The organism is Nostoc sp. DedSLP03, from assembly GCF_034530815.1.
Classification (GTDB): domain Bacteria; phylum Cyanobacteriota; class Cyanobacteriia; order Cyanobacteriales; family Nostocaceae; genus Nostoc.
Genome location: NZ_JAVRCK010000007.1, coordinates 99019 through 115954 on the forward strand (window position 1 = coordinate 99019; position 16936 = coordinate 115954).

Consider the following 16936-nt stretch of genomic DNA (forward strand, 5'->3'; position numbering starts at 1 on the left):
TACCGATTGGTGTTAGTAACTGTCCAAGAGAAGAATTCTCAAAAATAACCAGCGTGCTTATAAAAAATTGAAAATTTAGGGAAGGTAGGGGAACCTATCAATGGGGGCTTACCGTCTTAACAACGGCTGTATCAATTAACTAATTGCTTTTGATAGCTCCCGATATTTCGTGATAGATGTACTACTTCTCCCCATCCATTTTAGTAATAAAACATACATTATCTTTACGAAGTAGAGGACATCGCACCAATGCCTACTGTCAATACCCAAACGGAAAACCTCAACACCAAATTCACGGCTGATATGGTGCGAACCTATCTGCGAGAAATTGGTCGTGTACCACTGCTAACCCGCGAACAAGAAATTGTCTTTGGGAAGCAAGTGCAACAAATGATGACGCTGCTTGATGCCAAGGAAGCTTTGGCGAAAAAATTGCAACGCGAACCGGATATTTCAGAGTGGGCCGATTACGTTAAACAATCGGAAACTGATGTGCAGCAAACAGTGGCACAAGGTAAGCGGGCAAAGCAAAAAATGATCGAAGCGAATTTGCGCTTGGTTGTCGCTATTGCTAAAAAGTATCAAAAGCGAAATATGGAGTTTCTGGATTTAATCCAGGAAGGAACACTAGGGTTAGAGCGGGGTGTGGAGAAATTTGACCCGATGAGGGGTTATAAGTTCTCGACTTACGCTTACTGGTGGATTCGCCAAGCCATTACTCGGGCAATCGCTCAACAAGGACGTACTATTCGTTTACCGATCCACATTACCGAGAAACTGAACAAAATCAAAAAAGTGCAGCGCGAGTTAGCTCAAAGTTTGGGGCGATCGCCGACTCCAGCCGAAATTGCCAATGCACTAGAACTAGAACCTGCTCAGATTCGCGAGTACCTGAATATGGCTCGTCAACCAGTGTCTTTGGATGTGCGAGTTGGTGAGAACCAGGATACTGAGTTGCAAGAAATGCTCGAAGATGATGGCCCATCACCAGAGTATTACACCAACCAGGAATTCTTACGCCAAGACTTGAACAATCTGCTAGCAGAACTAACCCCGCAACAGCGAGAAGTTGTAGCTTTACGCTTTGGTTTAGAAGATGGCAATGAAATGTCATTGGCGAAAGTAGGTGAGAGATTGAATCTCAGCCGCGAACGCGTTCGTCAGTTAGAGCATCAAGCTTTGGCTCATCTGCGTCGCCGTCGTGCCAATGTCAAAGAATACGTTGCTAGCTAAAACAATAGACGCGAAATCTCGCGTCTCTACACCACCTTGGTGATGCGCCTCCTGAATTCAGGGGGCGATTTTTTTTGCTGAAAATCAGAAAAATGTGTGCTTGCTTCTCTGTAGGCGAATTTTTTATTGCTCATTGTTTATCAGCTGTAAAGGTCAAAAGGCTTTGAATTTGAAACCCCCATTCACTAGTAGGGAATGGGGGCTAGGGGGGTTAGATTTTTGAGGTTCAGATGTGAACAATAATGCTTTTCAAACAACCTCTTAGGAGACTGGGTTAGAGAATGATGAGAGTTATCAAACTTTTTCCGCAATTGGAATGCTCCCCTTACAAGTGGATTTTTAACTTCCTTGGTTGTAGATACAAAAGTGTAAATTCAGATAAATAAAGCTGAGGAGCGAGCTAAAATTGCGTTGCTGTAAACTCATCAAAGATTTGTAACTGTAGTAGGACTAGACAAAGCTAAAATAATAGCTGGTTAACTGTATATCAGTCCGATCTTGAACTACTGCTAACAAGTCACCATCATTCTGATATATGAGTGTATCAAGGTCACTAGTTCCCTCATAATTTGCAGTACCAAGATAAAAAGAACTTGCACTTCCTTTCAGTTGGATATAGTCATTCGCAGGATTGTAGTCTTGTATCGTAGCATAGCCACCTCCCTGATAATAGTTTCCACTGTAGGATGTACCTAAAACAAACCTATCGTAGCCATCGCCACCATTTAAGACATCATATTCATAACTGTTGTAGACAGTTGAGCTAGAACCGTATAAGGTGTCACTACCAGATCCGCCGTATAAGGTGTCACTACCAGAGTCTCCGTATAAGACATCGTTACCTGTGTAACCATATAGGTAGTCATTGCCACCATATCCATAGATGTAATCGTCGTTAGTATTGCCATAGATGGTATCATTTCCATCATACCCATAAGCAAAAAGACTTTCTGAACCAGTGTAGTTATAATAATCATTTCCACTTGTGCCGAAATAAGTAGCCATGTCTTTGCCCTCAATAATTTGGTTATATTCTCGATCGCTTTGATCTTAGATAGATTCTAAAGGGCTAGTATCAAGTTTGTCGGTCGGAAAAGGTCGGGAAAAGGTCGGGTTCTTTTTCGTAGATTTACGTAAACTTTTGACAAAAATTCAAGTTTATGCTGTGAATATTGTAGTAAGACTGTATTACCACCGAAAGAAATGACGGTTGAAGAAGCGATCGCAATAGTTGAGCAATTATTGGAACGAGGACGCTTAACGAGAACGCAAGAGATTGTATTTCGCTACGCTTGGGAAGGGAAAACTTATCTCGAAATGGCGCGAGCAGTCACTTATGACCCCGGTCACATCAAAGATGTTGGCTCGGAATTATGGCGATCGCTCTCTCAAGCTTTGGGCGAAAAAGTTACCAAAAATAACCTGCAAGGAGTGCTGAAGCGAACCGCACAGCGACAACACTTTCAACCCTTTACGAACTATACAAATTGGGGGGAAGCAATCGACGTTTCCCAGTTCTATGGACGTACTACAGAATTAGAAACCCTCAGCCAATGGATTGTGAGAGATCGCGCTCGTGTAGTCACACTATTAGGTATGGGTGGTATGGGCAAAACCGCGCTCTCAGTGAAGTTAGCAGAACAATTGCAGGGAGAATTTGAATATGTGATTTGGCGATCGCTCCGACACGCACCTTTTTTTCACGACAAGGTTACGGAGTGCATCAAAATCCTTTGCGATCGACAAGTTACCACATTGCCTGCTTCCCCCTATGAGCAAATTACTTGTTTAATCGAGTATCTCCGCAAATATCGATGCTTGCTGATTCTGGATAATTTCGACACATTATTGGAGCAAGGTAAAGGGACAGGCTGTTACCGTGAGGGCTACGAACCCTACGGCGAACTTCTGTGGCGATTAGGAGAAACTGGGCATCAAAGCTCTGTCCTGCTCACCAGCCGGGAAAAACCTACTGAAGTCGCTGCCTTGGAAGGTGATGGTTTGCCAGTCCGTACCCTTGCTTTATCAGGATTACAAGTCGCAGCTGGGCAAACAATTCTGAAACTCAAAGGGCTATCAGGCTCCGAGGACGAAACCCGCCAACTGGTTGAATGTTACGGTGGTAATCCCCTAGCTTTGAAAATTGCCGCCACTTCCATTCGGGACTTACATGAAGGTAACATTGCTTGCTTCTTTGCCGAAGGCACAACTGTATTTCAGGGCATTGGCAATCTTCTAGAACAACAATTCAAAAGACTCTCCACGTCTGAGCAGCTAGTGATGTACTGGCTGGCAATTAATCGGGGCAAGCTTTCCTCGACAGAATTGCAAACAGCTTTCACACCAATATTGCCTAAACCTAAGTTAATGTCAGTCCTCGAATCTTTACGCTGGCGTAGCTTGATAGAAAGCAATACTGGAGGATTCACACAGCAACCTGTAGTGATGGAATATGTGACAAAGTGCTTGATTGAGCAAGTCTGCGAGGAAATCGTCACAGAATCACCGCAATATCTGCTGACTTTTGCTTCGATGCAAGCCCAAGCAGAAGACTACATCCATAATAGTCAAATTCATCTGATTGTAATACCTATCCTAAATCAACTACGAATAACCCTTGGCTCTGCCGCTCGGCTTGAGGATAAACTTGACAGACTAGTTAGAAAGCTCCAAAATGAAAAACCCTATTCACAAGGGAATGAAGTTTTTAGGCATGGGGAATGGGATAAGGAGATAAGAGGAGGCGGGAACAAGGCAGACTCAAACCATGTTTGGGCAGTTGCGGTGCAGTCTAGATTGTCAACAAACGTTAAGACTAGCCTGCACTTATGAAGGCATGATTATTACTAGGGTGACAGGGTTGACTGAAGCAGAAGGTAGTAACTTTAAAAACCTTTAGGAGCGCTAGAAATGAATTGATACAGCAGAATTCAGAATTCAGAATTCAGGGGTGTGTACCTCACTTTTCTTGAAATCTACTGTATATGTCCCAGTCCCTAATCCCCAGTCACCAGTTCACTTAGTTGAAAAACGTTTTAAATCTTGTAAAACTGCGGTGGCTGATTGATAGCGATCGCTAAAATGATAGCAAACCATTTTATCTAAAATTGCCGCTAATTCTTCACTTACTTGCACCGTTTGCCGCCACATCGCATTACCCGTTTCTGGATCTGGGTGGAGTTCTTGCGGTGGTATTCCAGTTATGGCTTGAATAGCAATCATTCCTAAAGCATAAATGTCACTGCATAAACGGGGATGACCGGCAAATTGTTCTGGAGGTGCATAACCCCGCGTCCCAATGGCTACTGTGGCTAATTCTGTTTGCTCGCTACTCGACGGTTGCATCAATTTGACAGCACCAAAGTCAATCAATACCAGTCGATTATTTTGAACGCATCTAATAATATTAGTCGGTTTGAGATCCCGATGAATCACTCGATGTTGATGAACAAATTCTAGAACTTCTAAAACTTGTTTGAGCATTTCCATTACAAATGATTCGTTTTGCAGATTTTGTACGGGTGGTAATTCTTCACTTAGAGTATGTCCCTCAATATATTGTTGGATTAAATAAAATTCTTGATTATCTTCAAAATAAGCAAGTAGTTCAGGAATTTGATGGTGTTTACCCAAAATTTCTAAAATTCCAGCTTCACTATGAAACAATCTGCGAGCGACTTGCAAAAATCGTGTATCTTGACGAGCTGGCATTAACTTTTTAACTACACAAGTAGGATTACCCGGTCGTTGAGTATCCTGTGCTAAATAAGTCCGACCAAATCCACCAGCGCCGAGAGTTTGAGAGATTTTATAGCGTCCACTCAAAAGCAAATCACCTGATTTTATTTCTAGTGAATCAACTGGGGGAGGAAAGTCAACAGACGAGTCGGGAATTGCTGTTTTATCTTCTAAGAGTATATTTAATTGGGCGATCGCTTCTTGTTGTTTTTCAACTTGCAGAACAATCACCTGAGTTTGCTGCTGATTTTGGTAGCTAGTATAAGCGATCGCACAGATACTACTGATCGCCAAAGCAAGAGCAGGAGGGATTAATGGCACCCATCCAGCTTGTAAAAACAAAGCAACGCAGATTACTACTAAGCCAAATAGAGTTATCCCTAACACCGCTAGTAAAAGCAGCGGATTTTGCCACCGCAATACTAAAACACCACCTAATAGCGACCAGCCCCACACCCAAATAAGTTCCACCCAGTCGGGCCAATACCAAATCAAGGGTCGCCCATCCAACACTGTACTGATGAGTTGACTTGCTATTTGTGCATGAATAAACAGAGCAGGCATTCTAGCTGGTTGATCTGGTAAAGCGCTGTAGGGCGTATAAAAGCCACTTGGAGGGATATTAGCTGCTGTAGTGCCAATAATTACCAGACGGTCTTTGAATAAACTGGGGTTGACTCGATCGCTAAGAACATCTGTGAGGCTTACTTGGTCGGCGAGGCTATTGGGGTGACGGTAATTTAATAATATTTGATAGCCCTGTGTATCCAAATGTTGGTAGCCACCAGAATTAGGTTGTAAACGCACAAACAAGGTTTTACCTAATATAAAATCTCCTTTTTTAGTAAAATCATATTCAATACCTTGTTTTTCTAAATAATTAATTGCAATTAATGCACCAAATGCAAATTGTGTTGTACATTTCTTGTCTGTAGAGTTAGCAAATAATAAAGTGCGGCGGAGACTTTGGTCGTTTTCATTGTCAGCGACCACATCGCTAAACCCGACATTATCTATAGGGACATTCGGCGGCGGGGGAATTTCATCTCTACCCAAACTGCTGAACAAACAGGTAGTGACAATGTTATCTTGATTTTGGAAATTAGCCGTCAAATTATTGTCTTCTGGTCGGAAAAGATATAAACCAACAATTCGCGGTTGATAAGACTCTATTTTTTTTAATAGCTGATTGATTGTCCGATCTGATAAAGGCCATTTCTCGCTTTTGAGATCCTTATCAGTAATTTTTACTAGCACAATCCGCCGATCGGGTGCTTCTGATGGACGCGATCGCAACATCTGGTCATAAACTCTTAACTCCCAAGGCTGTAACCATTTGAGTTCCCGAATTCCCCAGATAAAGGCGGTAACTCCTATACTGGTAACAAAAATAATTTGTAGCCAACTTTTGCTCTTAGAAGTTTCACGGGAATCCTGAACTTTGACAAAAGGTACGCGGAGTTTTTCTAATAGTCCACTAATCACGGCGTTGAGGCGGTAGCCTGAATTGGGTAGATGTTGTCGGTACAAAAGTCAATTTTGGGAATCTAGGTTGAAAGCTAATTAACCTAAAGCTCCTATTAATGTAACAATTTACTTGTTAGTTAGAGATTTTGACGTATTCCTACTTTTAAAGCAAGCTTACGCCCAGCTTCAACCATAGAATCAGACAAGCCCTAATCATCTGTTTGAGATGTTTGAACATCTTCAACAGGATTGCTAATTGGGAAAGAAATCGGATTAGTAGATGGAGTTAGTGAATCTAACTGAGGTTGTTCAAGTGATGCTTCAATGCTGGAATCTGCAAAATAGGAGCCGACAATTTTATCATAGTTAGAAGCAACAGCTAAAAAAGCGCCACCCAAAATATAAATAGGTAACGGCAGATTAAACTCTTGCAACCAGTCAAACAGTTCTGCTAAGGCAAACAGCACTAAAAAGCAAGCAAGCCAAACCTTCATATTCTTATCCCCTGAATTGAAACAATTCTATTACTAGCTTAAATAGCTTGCATCATAGTTGATGTAATACATAATCACCAACTTACAAGGTCTATAGCTGTAGATAGATAAAGTCAAAGTTATCGCAGATGCTATATTCCAATATTTAAGTAGGTGGGTGGGAAAATTTATTGTTGAAATAAGGCAGGAGGTAGGGGAGCGGGGGAGCAGCACTTCGGCTACGCTCAGTGACCAGGGAGCGGGGGAGCAGAGGAGCAGGGGGAGAATTTATAACTCCTAACTCTTGGAAAGACTTGGGTTAATCGCGTCTCTAATGGCGCTACACCTACTTAATGACAAGCTAGCTGAATTAGCTAACATAAATAAGGAAGACTTCTGAGGCAAGAGTATTTGGGAGTTTTCTGACACAGTTAATGGCCTACTCTACACTGAACTGCACCGGGCTGTTGCTGAACATCGAATTTTTCAGCGCTCAAATTTTAGAACCTGACACCAATTTACTCCAAATCATCAGTGCGATCGCCACTCAAATCGATCGGTTCATTGAGCAGCAGCGAAGCTCGTCACTACTGCCAGAAACGGAGGAAAAATATCGTCAGATTTTTGAAATTCCAGGTGTCTCGATTGGAGAAGAAAATTCTACCATTGTTAAGTAGGTGGGTGGAAAAATTTATCGTTGAGATCGGGCAGGAGGAAAGAGAGTTTTAGCCTAGTTAATTTTTCTTCATATAGTATGGTTTTATTGTGCCGACTTACTTAAAGATTTAATTGATAACCTGAAAGCTCGAGAGGTTACAGATTTGCGACAAGATTTGGATGAACAGCAGCAAGTAGAAGAAAATCTGCGTCATAGTGAAGCACGCTACCGCTCACTGGCAGAAGCAAGCGCATCCATCGTCTGGAGCGCCGGGCCTTGGGGCAACGTTGTTGACGAGATTCCGACTTGGGAGGCGTTCACTGGGCAAAGTCTTGAACAATACAAAGGATGGGGTTGGTTTGAGGCACTACACCCAGATGACCGGACATCTGTAGCTGCTATTTGGAGACAAGCCTTTTATGGGCGCAGCGTTGCAGTTGCCGAGTATCGCGTTTTGCGGCATGACGGCGAATACCGTTACATGGCTATACGTGGTGTGCCCATACTTGACGAATCAGGCGAAATCCAGGAATGGGTGGGAATGTGTGTGGATATCAGCGAACGCAAGCAAGCTGAGGCAGAACGCGAGCAGCTGCTGGCGCTACTGAAAACAGAACAGACTCGTTTGGTTGAAGCTAACGTTCTGCTTGATACCCTCTTTAATAACGCTCCTGTAGGTATTGGTCTATGGGATGAGAAATTGAGATACGTTCGCTTGAATGACGCTTTAGCTGAGATTAACGGTTTTCCCCAAGAAGCGCATATCGGTAAGACCGTCGCTCAAGTGCTACCTGGGGTAGATCCTGCGGTGATGGAAGCTTTACACCATGCGCTCGAGACGGGAGAACCTATTACCCAAGAGGCCAGTGGAGAGACACCCGCCGCACCTGGAAAGCAGCGGCACTGGTTGGTAAATTATTATCCGATTAAACTACCAAGTGATATTACTTGGGTGGGTGCAATCTGCCAAGAAATCACGGAGCGCAAGCAAGCAGAAGCCGAGCGGGAACAGCTGTTTGAGCGAGAGCAAGCGGCTCGTGTTGAGGCTGAAACTGCCAAAGAGCAAGTGACCAAGATTTTAGAGAGCATAACTGACGGTTTTCTTGCTTTTGATCGTGAGTGGCGCTTTACCTATCTCAATCATGAGGGAAGCAGAACTCTGGGGCGTTCCTGCGAGGATCTGCTCGGAAAAAATTTGTGGTCAGAGTTTCCAGAACTGGCTAATACTAGCTTTGGTCAACTTTATCAAAGCGCAGTTGCTCTAGGAATGCCGCTTGAGCTTGAAGATTATTACCCACCCTTTGATACATGGTTTGCGTTTCGCGCCTATCCTTCAGCCACAGGGTTATCACTTTATTTCCGTAACGTTAATCTACGCAAGCAGGCAGAAGCAAAACTGCGGGAGAGTGAGGCGTGTTTTCGGCTGCTGGCTGAGAATTCAACTGATATTATTTCCCGTCACACAGTAGATGGAATTCTTCTGTATATTTCACCAGCTTGCTACACAGTATTGGGGTATCAACCAGAGGAACTAGTCGGTCATCCCAGCCAGGAGTTAGTTCACCCAAAAGATTTGGCAGAGATTGCCAGGAATTACCCAGTCAATGCCGATTTACCAGATATTTATACCGTTACTCACCGCGCTCGTCACAAAGAGGGGCATTATATCTGGTTGGAAGCAACTATTCGAGCTATTCGCGATCGCCAAACTCAAGAAATTTTAGAGATGCAAGGGTCTTCGCGAGATATCACTAAGCGCAAACAAGTGGAAGAGGAGCAGCGTTTCTTAGCTGAAGCTAGTGGGATTTTGGCTGCATCATTGGACTACGAAACAACCCTAGCAGGTTTGGCGCGTTTAGCAGTGCCGGAAATCGCTGATTGGTGCTTAGTTGATATTATTGGTGACAATCAATTAGTTCGCCGACTTGCAACAGCCCATGCCAATCCAGAGAAACAAGAATTGGTAGAACAGTTACAAAATTATCCGCCTGATTTGGCACAAACAGCAGGTGTTGCGAAGGTAGTACGGACAGGCAAATCACAAATTACTCATTTTATTTCTGAGGAACAGCTCCAAGGGTTAACCCACAACGCCAGTCACTTCAAAGTCCTGCAAGAACTAAATCCAACATCTGGTATGAGTGTACCACTGATCCTTCGAGGACGAGTGCTGGGAGCTATGACTTTGGTATCTTCTTCAGGTCGTTTATACGATAACAAAAGCCTGATGTTAGCTGAGGAGTTAGCTGGCCGAGCGGCGATCGCAGTTGATAATGCCCGACTCTACAGAGAAGCCCAGCAGTCTCAACAGGCGGCTTTACGCGCAGCATCTCGCACTACCCGTCTGCAAGCCATTACCGCTGCCCTTTCTGAAACTTTAACTGCGACACAAGTTGTTGAAGTAATTGTAGAGCAAGGTATGGCAGCTTTGGGAGCTAGTTCTGTTTTTGTGGCACTACTGACTCAAAGCGGCACTGAATTAGAACTTATCCGCACTGTTGGCGGGCAACAAGAAATAGTAGATTCATGGCGTCGATTCTCGATTAATGCATCCGCGCCACTGGCAGAAGCAGTAAGAACTAAGCAGCCTATTTGGGAACAGCCAACCGAAGCGAGGATTGCTCGTTACTCAAATCTTGCCAAGGAATATACTCAGTCCAACTACAACGCTTGGATTTCGATTCCATTGCTGATCGAGGCACAAGCTATTGGGGGAATGTCTCTAGCTTTTACCGAAATTCAGAAGTTTAATCAAGACGATCGAGCCTTTATGCTGGCACTCGCACAGCAGTGCGCACAAGCGATGGAACGTGCCCGTCTATACGAGGCAGAACAAACCGCTCGGAAAGTAGCAGAAAACGCCAACCGGATAAAAGATGAGTTTTTGGCGGTACTTTCTCATGAATTGCGATCGCCACTCAACCCAATTTTAGGTTGGTCAAAGCTACTCCAAACCAAAAAACTTGATGAAAAGACAATTCCTCAAGCGCTGAAGACTATTGAGCGAAATGCGAAATTACAGGCTCAACTGATTGAAGATTTACTGGATATCTCCCGGATTTTACAAGGTAAAATCAGCTTGAATATCTACCCAGTCGATCTGACATCTGTGATTTCGGCAGCAATGGAGACAGTGCGGCTATCAGCAGAAGCTAAATCAATAGAGATGCACATCAGCCTGGAACCAAATTTGGGACAAGTTTTGGGAGACTCCAGCCGATTGCAGCAAATCGTTTGGAACTTGCTCTCAAATGCAGTTAAATTTACACCAGAAGGCGGACGGGTTGATATTCGACTATCGTCATATTCTAAGTCAAATTCCAACTCAGCACTGATTCAAGTCAGCGACACAGGGAAAGGCATCGACCCCAATTTTCTGCCTTACGTGTTTGAATATTTTCGTCAGGAGAATAGCAGCACCACCAGAAAATTTGGTGGATTGGGGTTAGGATTAGCGATCGTCCGTCACTTAGTCGAATTGCATGGCGGGACAGTCGAGGTAGAAAGTGGAGGCGAAGATCGGGGGGCAACTTTTACTGTCAGATTACCGTTAATCCAAAATCAATTAGAGATTAAACAAGATAGTAGTAATTCTGAGCCATCTTCAAATTTGAATGGTGTGAAAATTTTAGTAGTGGATGATGATACAGATACGCGAGAATTTATTGTCTTCTTACTGGAGCAGTATGGGGCAAATGTCACAGCAGTAACATCAGCAAATGAAGCCCTTGCTACTTTAGCCCAATCCTTGCCAGATATACTTTTAAGCGATATTGGGATGCCAGAAGTGGATGGATGTATGTTTATCCGACAGTTAAGAACACTGCCACCAGAGCAGGGAGGAAAAATTCGCGCGATCGCACTTACCGCCTATGCTGGAGAAATGAACGCTCAACAAGTGCTAAGAGCCGGATTTAACAAGCATATTGCCAAACCAGTAGAGCCAAGCGAGTTAGTAGATGCGATCGCTAACTTAATCGCTGAATAAACCTGTCTCTACCTGTTTACTGTTTACGAGAAGAATTTGAGATTATGCTAATTAACAAATCTCCTTTTTAATTTAATAAATTGGTATTTGAGTTTGTTTAAAAAAGCAAACTTCATATCTGATTATTCTCTACTTTTCACTTATCAGTGTCGGTGGAGTAATAGCTACATATTCTTGAGGCGTGAGTAATGCTTCTTTAACATCAATTTTTTTGGGTAAGATTTTTTCGTTATAGAACAAATCAGCAACATTTTGTTGAGCTTGCATTAGTTCTGGAGTAATTCCTCTTAAACGATAAGTAGCACGGCTAGAAATTACTTCCTGAATAGGTAGATCAATTTTGAGTACAGGTGCTATGAGTTTCGCTACTTCTTTACGATTCGCTTCTGCCCATTCACCATTTTTCTCAATTTCTTCTAAAACGATCCGAACTAATTCGGGATTTTCCTTAGCAAATTCTCGTGTTCCTACATAGTATCCGCCTGGAGTACCGATATTGGTTGCATCTCTCAGTACACGCGCACCGTGGAGTTTTTCTACCAAAGCTAAATGAGGATCGCCAGTTACCCAAACTGGAATAGTGCCTTGAATAAATGCGCCACGGGCTTCGACATTGGGCATACTTAAGACTTGAATATCACTATATTTTAAACCTACTTCTTTTAAGGCTTGGATGATAAAATAATGAGAAGCAGAACCTTTTTGAAAGACTACTTTTTGACCTTTAATATCAGCTAATTTTTTAATTAAAGAGTTTTTCGGAACTGCGATCGCACTACCTTTACCTGAATTAGGCCCAAGTCTTCTCCCAGCTAAATAAATGATTCTTGCACCCGCAGCTTGGGCAAAGATTGGAGGCGTTTCTCCAACAGAGCCAATGTCAATTTTGCCCACGTTCATTGCTTCCATAAGTTGTGGCCCTTGAGCAAATTGTGACCACTCAACTTTCAAGCCCAAAGGCTCCAAACGTTTTTCTAAAACTCCTCTGACTCTAACCAAATCACCAGAGCTTTGATACCCTATTCGCAGTAACTTTGTTTTAAAAGTTATAGTCTTAGCTCCTGCTGGTTCTGCTTTCGGTTCAGTTCCCGTATTTGTATTAGATACAGTTGACGTACAACTTATTAAAGTACTAGATAAAGCCACAAAACCAGGGATTAGAAATAAGGCTATCTTACTGATTACTGTTGTCTTATTTATCACGAATTTATTAAACATTTTTGCACCCTCAATTTTCTACTTTTATTTGTATAAAACTATCATTCAATAAATTAAGATATTCAATTTTTTAAAGTTAATTACAATGAGTTACAGCAATTTGCATCTAAATAAAGTACATCTTTTACCCTCCTTAATCCCCCCAATATATTGGGGAAAAATTTATAATCTAGTTCCCTCCCCTTAGAAAGGGGAGGGTTAGGGAGGGGTATTTTTGTACTTCATTAACTTGTAATCTGCTGTACTTATTAGATTTAATTGAATCAGGTGTGAATGCTGCATATTCTTCTGGAGAAAGTACTCCATCTTTGACATTAACCTTTTTTGGTAAAAGTCCTTGTGTATACCATAAATCAGCTATTTGTTGTTGTTTTTTAACAACTTCATCGGTTATTGGTAGTAGACCATATACTGCTTTACTATGAATTGTTTTGAGAGTAGGTATATCAATACCAACTTCACCAGTCTCAAGTTCTGCTAACTTATCAATATTTTTCTGTTGGTTTTGAGTATTTTTAGTTTCTTGACTACAACCAAGTATGCTCATTGGTATAGTGAGAGTACAAGCAGCAATTAATAAAGATATATGTTTAGGCTCAATTTTATATTTGGCTTCTATAAATTTAATATTTAGGCTATATTCACATACTATCTTGGTATTTTTAATTTTTGATTGCAAAAATTTATTGCTAGACAAACTTAGCCTTTGCAAAGATTTTAAAAGCTCCATAATATTTTTATAGTTAAACTTAATAATTCTCGTGTTAGCGCTTTTAAGGAGTGCTAACAACTATGATTTTCAGTCTAGAGTCTATCAAGTTTGGTTTAAAAATAAAGTATTCATGAACACTTGTTTTTAACCAAAAAAATAATTTTTACTATTTTGGATTGACAAGCATAGAGTATGATATTTAGACAAATTTTATTGGTCAAAAGTCCAGAATAACTCTTGACTTTTGACCAATAAAAGGTATATTTAAACGCTCATCAACTCAATCTTCTGAGCTATAAATCCTAAAAGGGACGACTACCTGCAAGGCTAACCCGCTTTAATACTCGTCGCTCATTTGGATCGAATGCTTGACGGTAATGTAAGGTAGCTTGATTATCCCAATAGACAATATCGCCTACAGACCATTTGTGTTGGTAGTAGAACTTGGGTTGAGTTAGATGTTGCCTCAATTGTTCAATCAGTTTAGATCCTTCTTCCGGCTCTAACCCGACAATTTCCACTTCTGTAGCTGCATCCAAGTAAAGATGCTTTTTCCCACTCTCTGGATGGGTTCTAACTAAAGGATGGGGAAAGATCGGACTGATTAAAGGAATAGTTTTGTCTAAACGATACAAAGACCGGGGTGCATTCCGATCTCGCAAAAATGGGTTGTAGGTAATTAACTGTAAATCTGCAATCCGTTCTTTGGTGGCTTCATCTAATGCCTCATAAGCTAAATTGGTATTTAACCAATAAGTATCTCCACCATGAGTTGGTATTTCCAACGCATAAAGAAGCGAACCACTAGATGGGATAGGAGTCCATTTGTGATCGGAATGGAAAGTGAGTTCTCCAGTACCGGTATAGCCACCATCGACATTGGAAATCGGAATCACTACCGGAGTTTCTCCTGGTTTAGAAGCCAATACTGGAGTTTCATCAGATGGTACAAAAAGCGCGCCAAAGTATAGAGAAAAGTTCAAAAGCTGTTCATCGGAGAGCTTTTGGTCTTTGAAAATTAAGATGTGGCGATCGCGCAGAGCTGCTTTAAGTTGTAATATGACTTCAGGTGCGATCGCTTGACTGGCATCAAGATCGGTAACTATCGCTCCCAAGGGAGCATCAATCGGCCTAATTTTAACCTTTGTCAAAGTCGAGGTAGACATAATATTCTCCTGAAATTTAGTTTCTTCTTGGGAATAACTACTTATTCGCTAGAACCTCTGAAGGAGTAATTTTGGCGTACTCTTCAGGTGTCAAAAAACCCTCTCTAACATTTACTTTCTTGGGGATAAGCCCTAAGCTGTACCACTTATCTGCAACTTCTTGTTGCTTAGTAATAGTTTTATCAGTGATTGGTAGCAACCCATAGTCATATTTTTTATGCATTATTTCTAGAGTTGGTGGGTCTAGTTGAGTTACAGGAGCAAGTAATTGTGCAACTTCTTTGGGATGATCCTTAGTCCAGATTTCTGCCTTTTCTAACTCCTCTAGAAACACTTTGATAACATCAGGATGAGCCTGATAAAATTGGCGTGAAGTCGAGTAAAAGTTGCCCGTATCCCGCAACTTTCCACCATCTGCTAAAACACGAGCTATTTTATTTTGTACATTTCTGGTAGCAAATGGCTCCCAAATATACCAAGCATCCACCTTGTTCTGACTAAATGCTGCATTTGCATCTGCCGGTGCGAGAAAAACTGATTGGACATCGCTCAGTTTTAGTCCGGTATCTTCTAACGCTTTAACTAATAAGTAGTGACCGATAGAAGCTTTCTGGAAAGCTACTTTTTTACCCTTCAAATCGGCAACACTTTTAGCAGGAGAGTTTACAGGAACTAAAAGTGAAATAGCTTTACCACTGGGGCGTGTAGTAGCTAGATAAACAAGAGGCGCTCCGGCTGCTTGTGAAAATACAGGAGGCGATTCGGCTGTAGATGCGATATCTAATCCATTGGCATTCAAGGCTTCTAGCTGTTGTGGCCCAGCCGCAAACTCAGCCCACTGTACTTTAAAACCCAGAGGCTCTAATCGCTTTTCTAAGGAACCCTGTTTTTCTAAAATTGCTAAAGCAGTAAGTTGTTTTGAACGTACAATCCGCACTACTTGCTTTTCAGTTGACTTCTGTGTAGTGCTAGATGCAGCTACAGACTCAGGGGAAACTGATGATTGCTGAGTGTTATTTTTGGCTTCACCGCAACTTGATAAAACCGTCGATAGCATTAAGCAGTAGCCCAAAGCAAACAACAATGAACGACGCGTTGTTCTCTGGTTTTTCCTGAATTCAAATTTTCCTTTTAAAGCTGGCATGGATTGTTTTATTGATTTCCCTCTAAGTGGTCAAAACGTGATGATTAATTGCTATGTGAAAAAACAAAAAATCTTTTTTATTAAGTTATTTAATAATTACAAGAAATATTTTTTACTCAAAATACCTTATCTATTAAATTAAGAAATAGGTGGGTATAACCCACCCTGAAACGACTCGAGGAACTGAGAATTTAATAGTTAGGAGGCAAAAGTTAGGAAGTGGAGTGAGAAAGACCCACTCCAAGGGGGTGCTAGTGGAAGATTGAAATTTGTGAATGAAGCTCTGTTTTATTTGCTTACAATTTTGTTAGTGCTTCCAAGCGACTAAAATTGTAGCTTTGAGTTCTTCTGTAAAATTTCCAGACGGCTCAACTGCTAGTAGCGCTTCTCTAAGATCCTTTTCAAATGCTGGAGCGTTATCGCCATAGAAAATTTTCAGAGAGAAGGCTGTAGTGTATAAATAACCGAGATAGCTATCGACAGTCCAAGATTTTTCAAATAGCACTTCATAGTTTTCTTGACGAGCAAAAGCCGAATTGCCAATGACGACTTCATGAGGAGGATCGACTGGCTTACGAGTGCCTTGTCCTCGTTGTCCAGTCCGCCGCTCATTGCCTAACCATTTCTTTACGACTCCAACAGCAGCTTGTTTCCAAGGTAGATTGCTTTCCCAAGGATTATCACCGGTCTGAAGCAGTGCTAATCCACCATCATCAGTAAGCAATTCATAAAGGCTTTCAAGCACTAGTTCGCGTTCCATCCAGTGGAAGGCTCTACCAATAGTGGCTAACTTAAATTTTCCTAAACTAGCGTCGATGAATTCTGCGCCTTGTTGTAACCAAGTGATATTATTTGCTCCGACTGCTGCTGCTTGGCGTTTAGCTTCTGCAATCATGTCGGGATCGGGATCGATCGCTACAACTTCTTCAAATTTGGTACGCAGACCAATTGAAATTAATCCTGGGCCAGTACCTAAATCAAGGAGTCGTCCTTGACCATTGAGATTAAATATTTCCGCTAGTTTGTCGAATACAATCGGTGGGTATTTGGTTCTATATTGAGCATAGCCCTCTGCGGCTCCCTCAAATAAACTTGGGTCATAAGTAGGAAGTATTTTTAGTTGAGTCATATCAATTTTA

The 16936-nt window shown here is 41.8% G+C and carries 12 protein-coding genes; 4 read left to right on the plus strand and 8 right to left on the minus strand.

The genetic code is table 11. The features are described from left to right. The first annotated feature begins 249 nt into the window (after positions 1 to 249). Positions 250 to 1233 (plus strand): RNA polymerase sigma factor, RpoD/SigA family, encoded by a 984-nt coding sequence (locus RM368_RS05370; protein WP_322693096.1) that lies wholly within the window; start codon positions 250 to 252, stop codon positions 1231 to 1233. Between the two features lie 450 nt (positions 1234 to 1683). On the opposite strand, the gene RM368_RS05375 is transcribed toward RM368_RS05370, so the two are convergent. Then, positions 1684 to 2238, minus strand: a complete 555-nt coding sequence (locus RM368_RS05375) for a hypothetical protein (RefSeq protein WP_322693097.1) — start codon at positions 2236 to 2238, stop codon at positions 1684 to 1686. A 198-nt stretch (positions 2239 to 2436) separates the two neighbouring features. Between RM368_RS05375 and RM368_RS05380 the strand changes: the two genes are divergently transcribed. After that, the gene (locus RM368_RS05380; protein ID WP_322693098.1) at positions 2437 to 4065 is read left to right on the plus strand and encodes an NB-ARC domain-containing protein; all 1629 of its coding nucleotides are present in this window, start codon (positions 2437 to 2439) and stop codon (positions 4063 to 4065) included. 183 nt (positions 4066 to 4248) lie between these two features. Here the strand turns inward: RM368_RS05380 and RM368_RS05385 are convergent, their stop codons facing one another. Both RM368_RS05385 and RM368_RS05390 read right to left on the minus strand, forming a co-directional pair. Next, entirely contained in the window at positions 4249 to 6456 is a 2208-nt protein-coding gene (locus tag RM368_RS05385; protein WP_322693143.1) for a CHASE2 domain-containing serine/threonine-protein kinase, read from the minus strand. Positions 6457 to 6647: 191 nt separating this feature from the next. Continuing rightward, positions 6648 to 6932, minus strand: a complete 285-nt coding sequence (locus RM368_RS05390) for a hypothetical protein (protein ID WP_322693099.1) — start codon at positions 6930 to 6932, stop codon at positions 6648 to 6650. A gap of 413 nt (positions 6933 to 7345) precedes the next feature. Here RM368_RS05390 and RM368_RS05395 point away from each other — a divergent pair, with 413 nt between their 5' ends. Together RM368_RS05395 and RM368_RS05400 are read left to right on the plus strand one after the other, a co-directional pair. After that, a complete protein-coding gene (locus RM368_RS05395; RefSeq protein WP_322693100.1) occupies positions 7346 to 7588 on the plus strand; it encodes a hypothetical protein in 243 nt (80 codons plus the stop codon). A gap of 144 nt (positions 7589 to 7732) precedes the next feature. Continuing rightward, positions 7733 to 11557 (plus strand): PAS domain S-box protein, encoded by a 3825-nt coding sequence (locus tag RM368_RS05400; protein ID WP_322693101.1) that lies wholly within the window; start codon positions 7733 to 7735, stop codon positions 11555 to 11557. A gap of 129 nt (positions 11558 to 11686) precedes the next feature. On the opposite strand, the gene RM368_RS05405 is transcribed toward RM368_RS05400, so the two are convergent. From RM368_RS05405 to RM368_RS05425, 5 genes are all read right to left on the minus strand, one after another. After that, a complete protein-coding gene (locus tag RM368_RS05405; RefSeq protein ID WP_322693102.1) occupies positions 11687 to 12775 on the minus strand; it encodes a sulfonate ABC transporter substrate-binding protein in 1089 nt (362 codons plus the stop codon). Positions 12776 to 12944: 169 nt separating this feature from the next. Further along, positions 12945 to 13505: a hypothetical protein gene (locus tag RM368_RS05410; protein ID WP_322693103.1), complete on the minus strand. Its 561-nt coding sequence runs from the start codon at positions 13503 to 13505 to the stop codon at positions 12945 to 12947. A 284-nt stretch (positions 13506 to 13789) separates the two neighbouring features. Continuing rightward, on the minus strand, positions 13790 to 14653 hold the full coding sequence (locus tag RM368_RS05415; RefSeq protein ID WP_322693104.1) for a TauD/TfdA family dioxygenase: 864 nt from the start codon (positions 14651 to 14653) through the stop codon (positions 13790 to 13792). Positions 14654 to 14690: 37 nt separating this feature from the next. Then, positions 14691 to 15797, minus strand: coding sequence for an aliphatic sulfonate ABC transporter substrate-binding protein (locus RM368_RS05420; RefSeq protein WP_322693105.1), 1107 nt, complete (start codon positions 15795 to 15797; stop codon positions 14691 to 14693). A gap of 307 nt (positions 15798 to 16104) precedes the next feature. Further along, complete coding sequence (locus RM368_RS05425; protein WP_322693106.1) at positions 16105 to 16926, minus strand: class I SAM-dependent methyltransferase; 822 nt, start codon at positions 16924 to 16926, stop codon at positions 16105 to 16107. Positions 16927 to 16936: the final 10 nt, after the last annotated feature.

Excerpts from the sequence above, each read along its gene's own strand:
- RM368_RS05370 (WP_322693096.1), top strand. The coding sequence starts at position 250 with ATGCCTACTGTCAATACCCAAACGGAAAACCTCAACACCAAATTCACG.
- RM368_RS05375 (WP_322693097.1), bottom strand. The coding sequence starts at position 2,238 with ATGGCTACTTATTTCGGCACAAGTGGAAATGATTATTATAACTACACT.
- RM368_RS05380 (WP_322693098.1), top strand. The coding sequence starts at position 2,437 with ATGACGGTTGAAGAAGCGATCGCAATAGTTGAGCAATTATTGGAACGA.
- RM368_RS05390 (WP_322693099.1), bottom strand. The coding sequence starts at position 6,932 with ATGAAGGTTTGGCTTGCTTGCTTTTTAGTGCTGTTTGCCTTAGCAGAA.
- RM368_RS05395 (WP_322693100.1), top strand. The coding sequence starts at position 7,346 with ATGGCCTACTCTACACTGAACTGCACCGGGCTGTTGCTGAACATCGAA.
- RM368_RS05405 (WP_322693102.1), bottom strand. The coding sequence starts at position 12,775 with ATGTTTAATAAATTCGTGATAAATAAGACAACAGTAATCAGTAAGATA.
- RM368_RS05410 (WP_322693103.1), bottom strand. The coding sequence starts at position 13,505 with ATGGAGCTTTTAAAATCTTTGCAAAGGCTAAGTTTGTCTAGCAATAAA.
- RM368_RS05415 (WP_322693104.1), bottom strand. The coding sequence starts at position 14,653 with ATGTCTACCTCGACTTTGACAAAGGTTAAAATTAGGCCGATTGATGCT.
- RM368_RS05420 (WP_322693105.1), bottom strand. The coding sequence starts at position 15,797 with ATGCCAGCTTTAAAAGGAAAATTTGAATTCAGGAAAAACCAGAGAACA.
- RM368_RS05425 (WP_322693106.1), bottom strand. The coding sequence starts at position 16,926 with ATGACTCAACTAAAAATACTTCCTACTTATGACCCAAGTTTATTTGAG.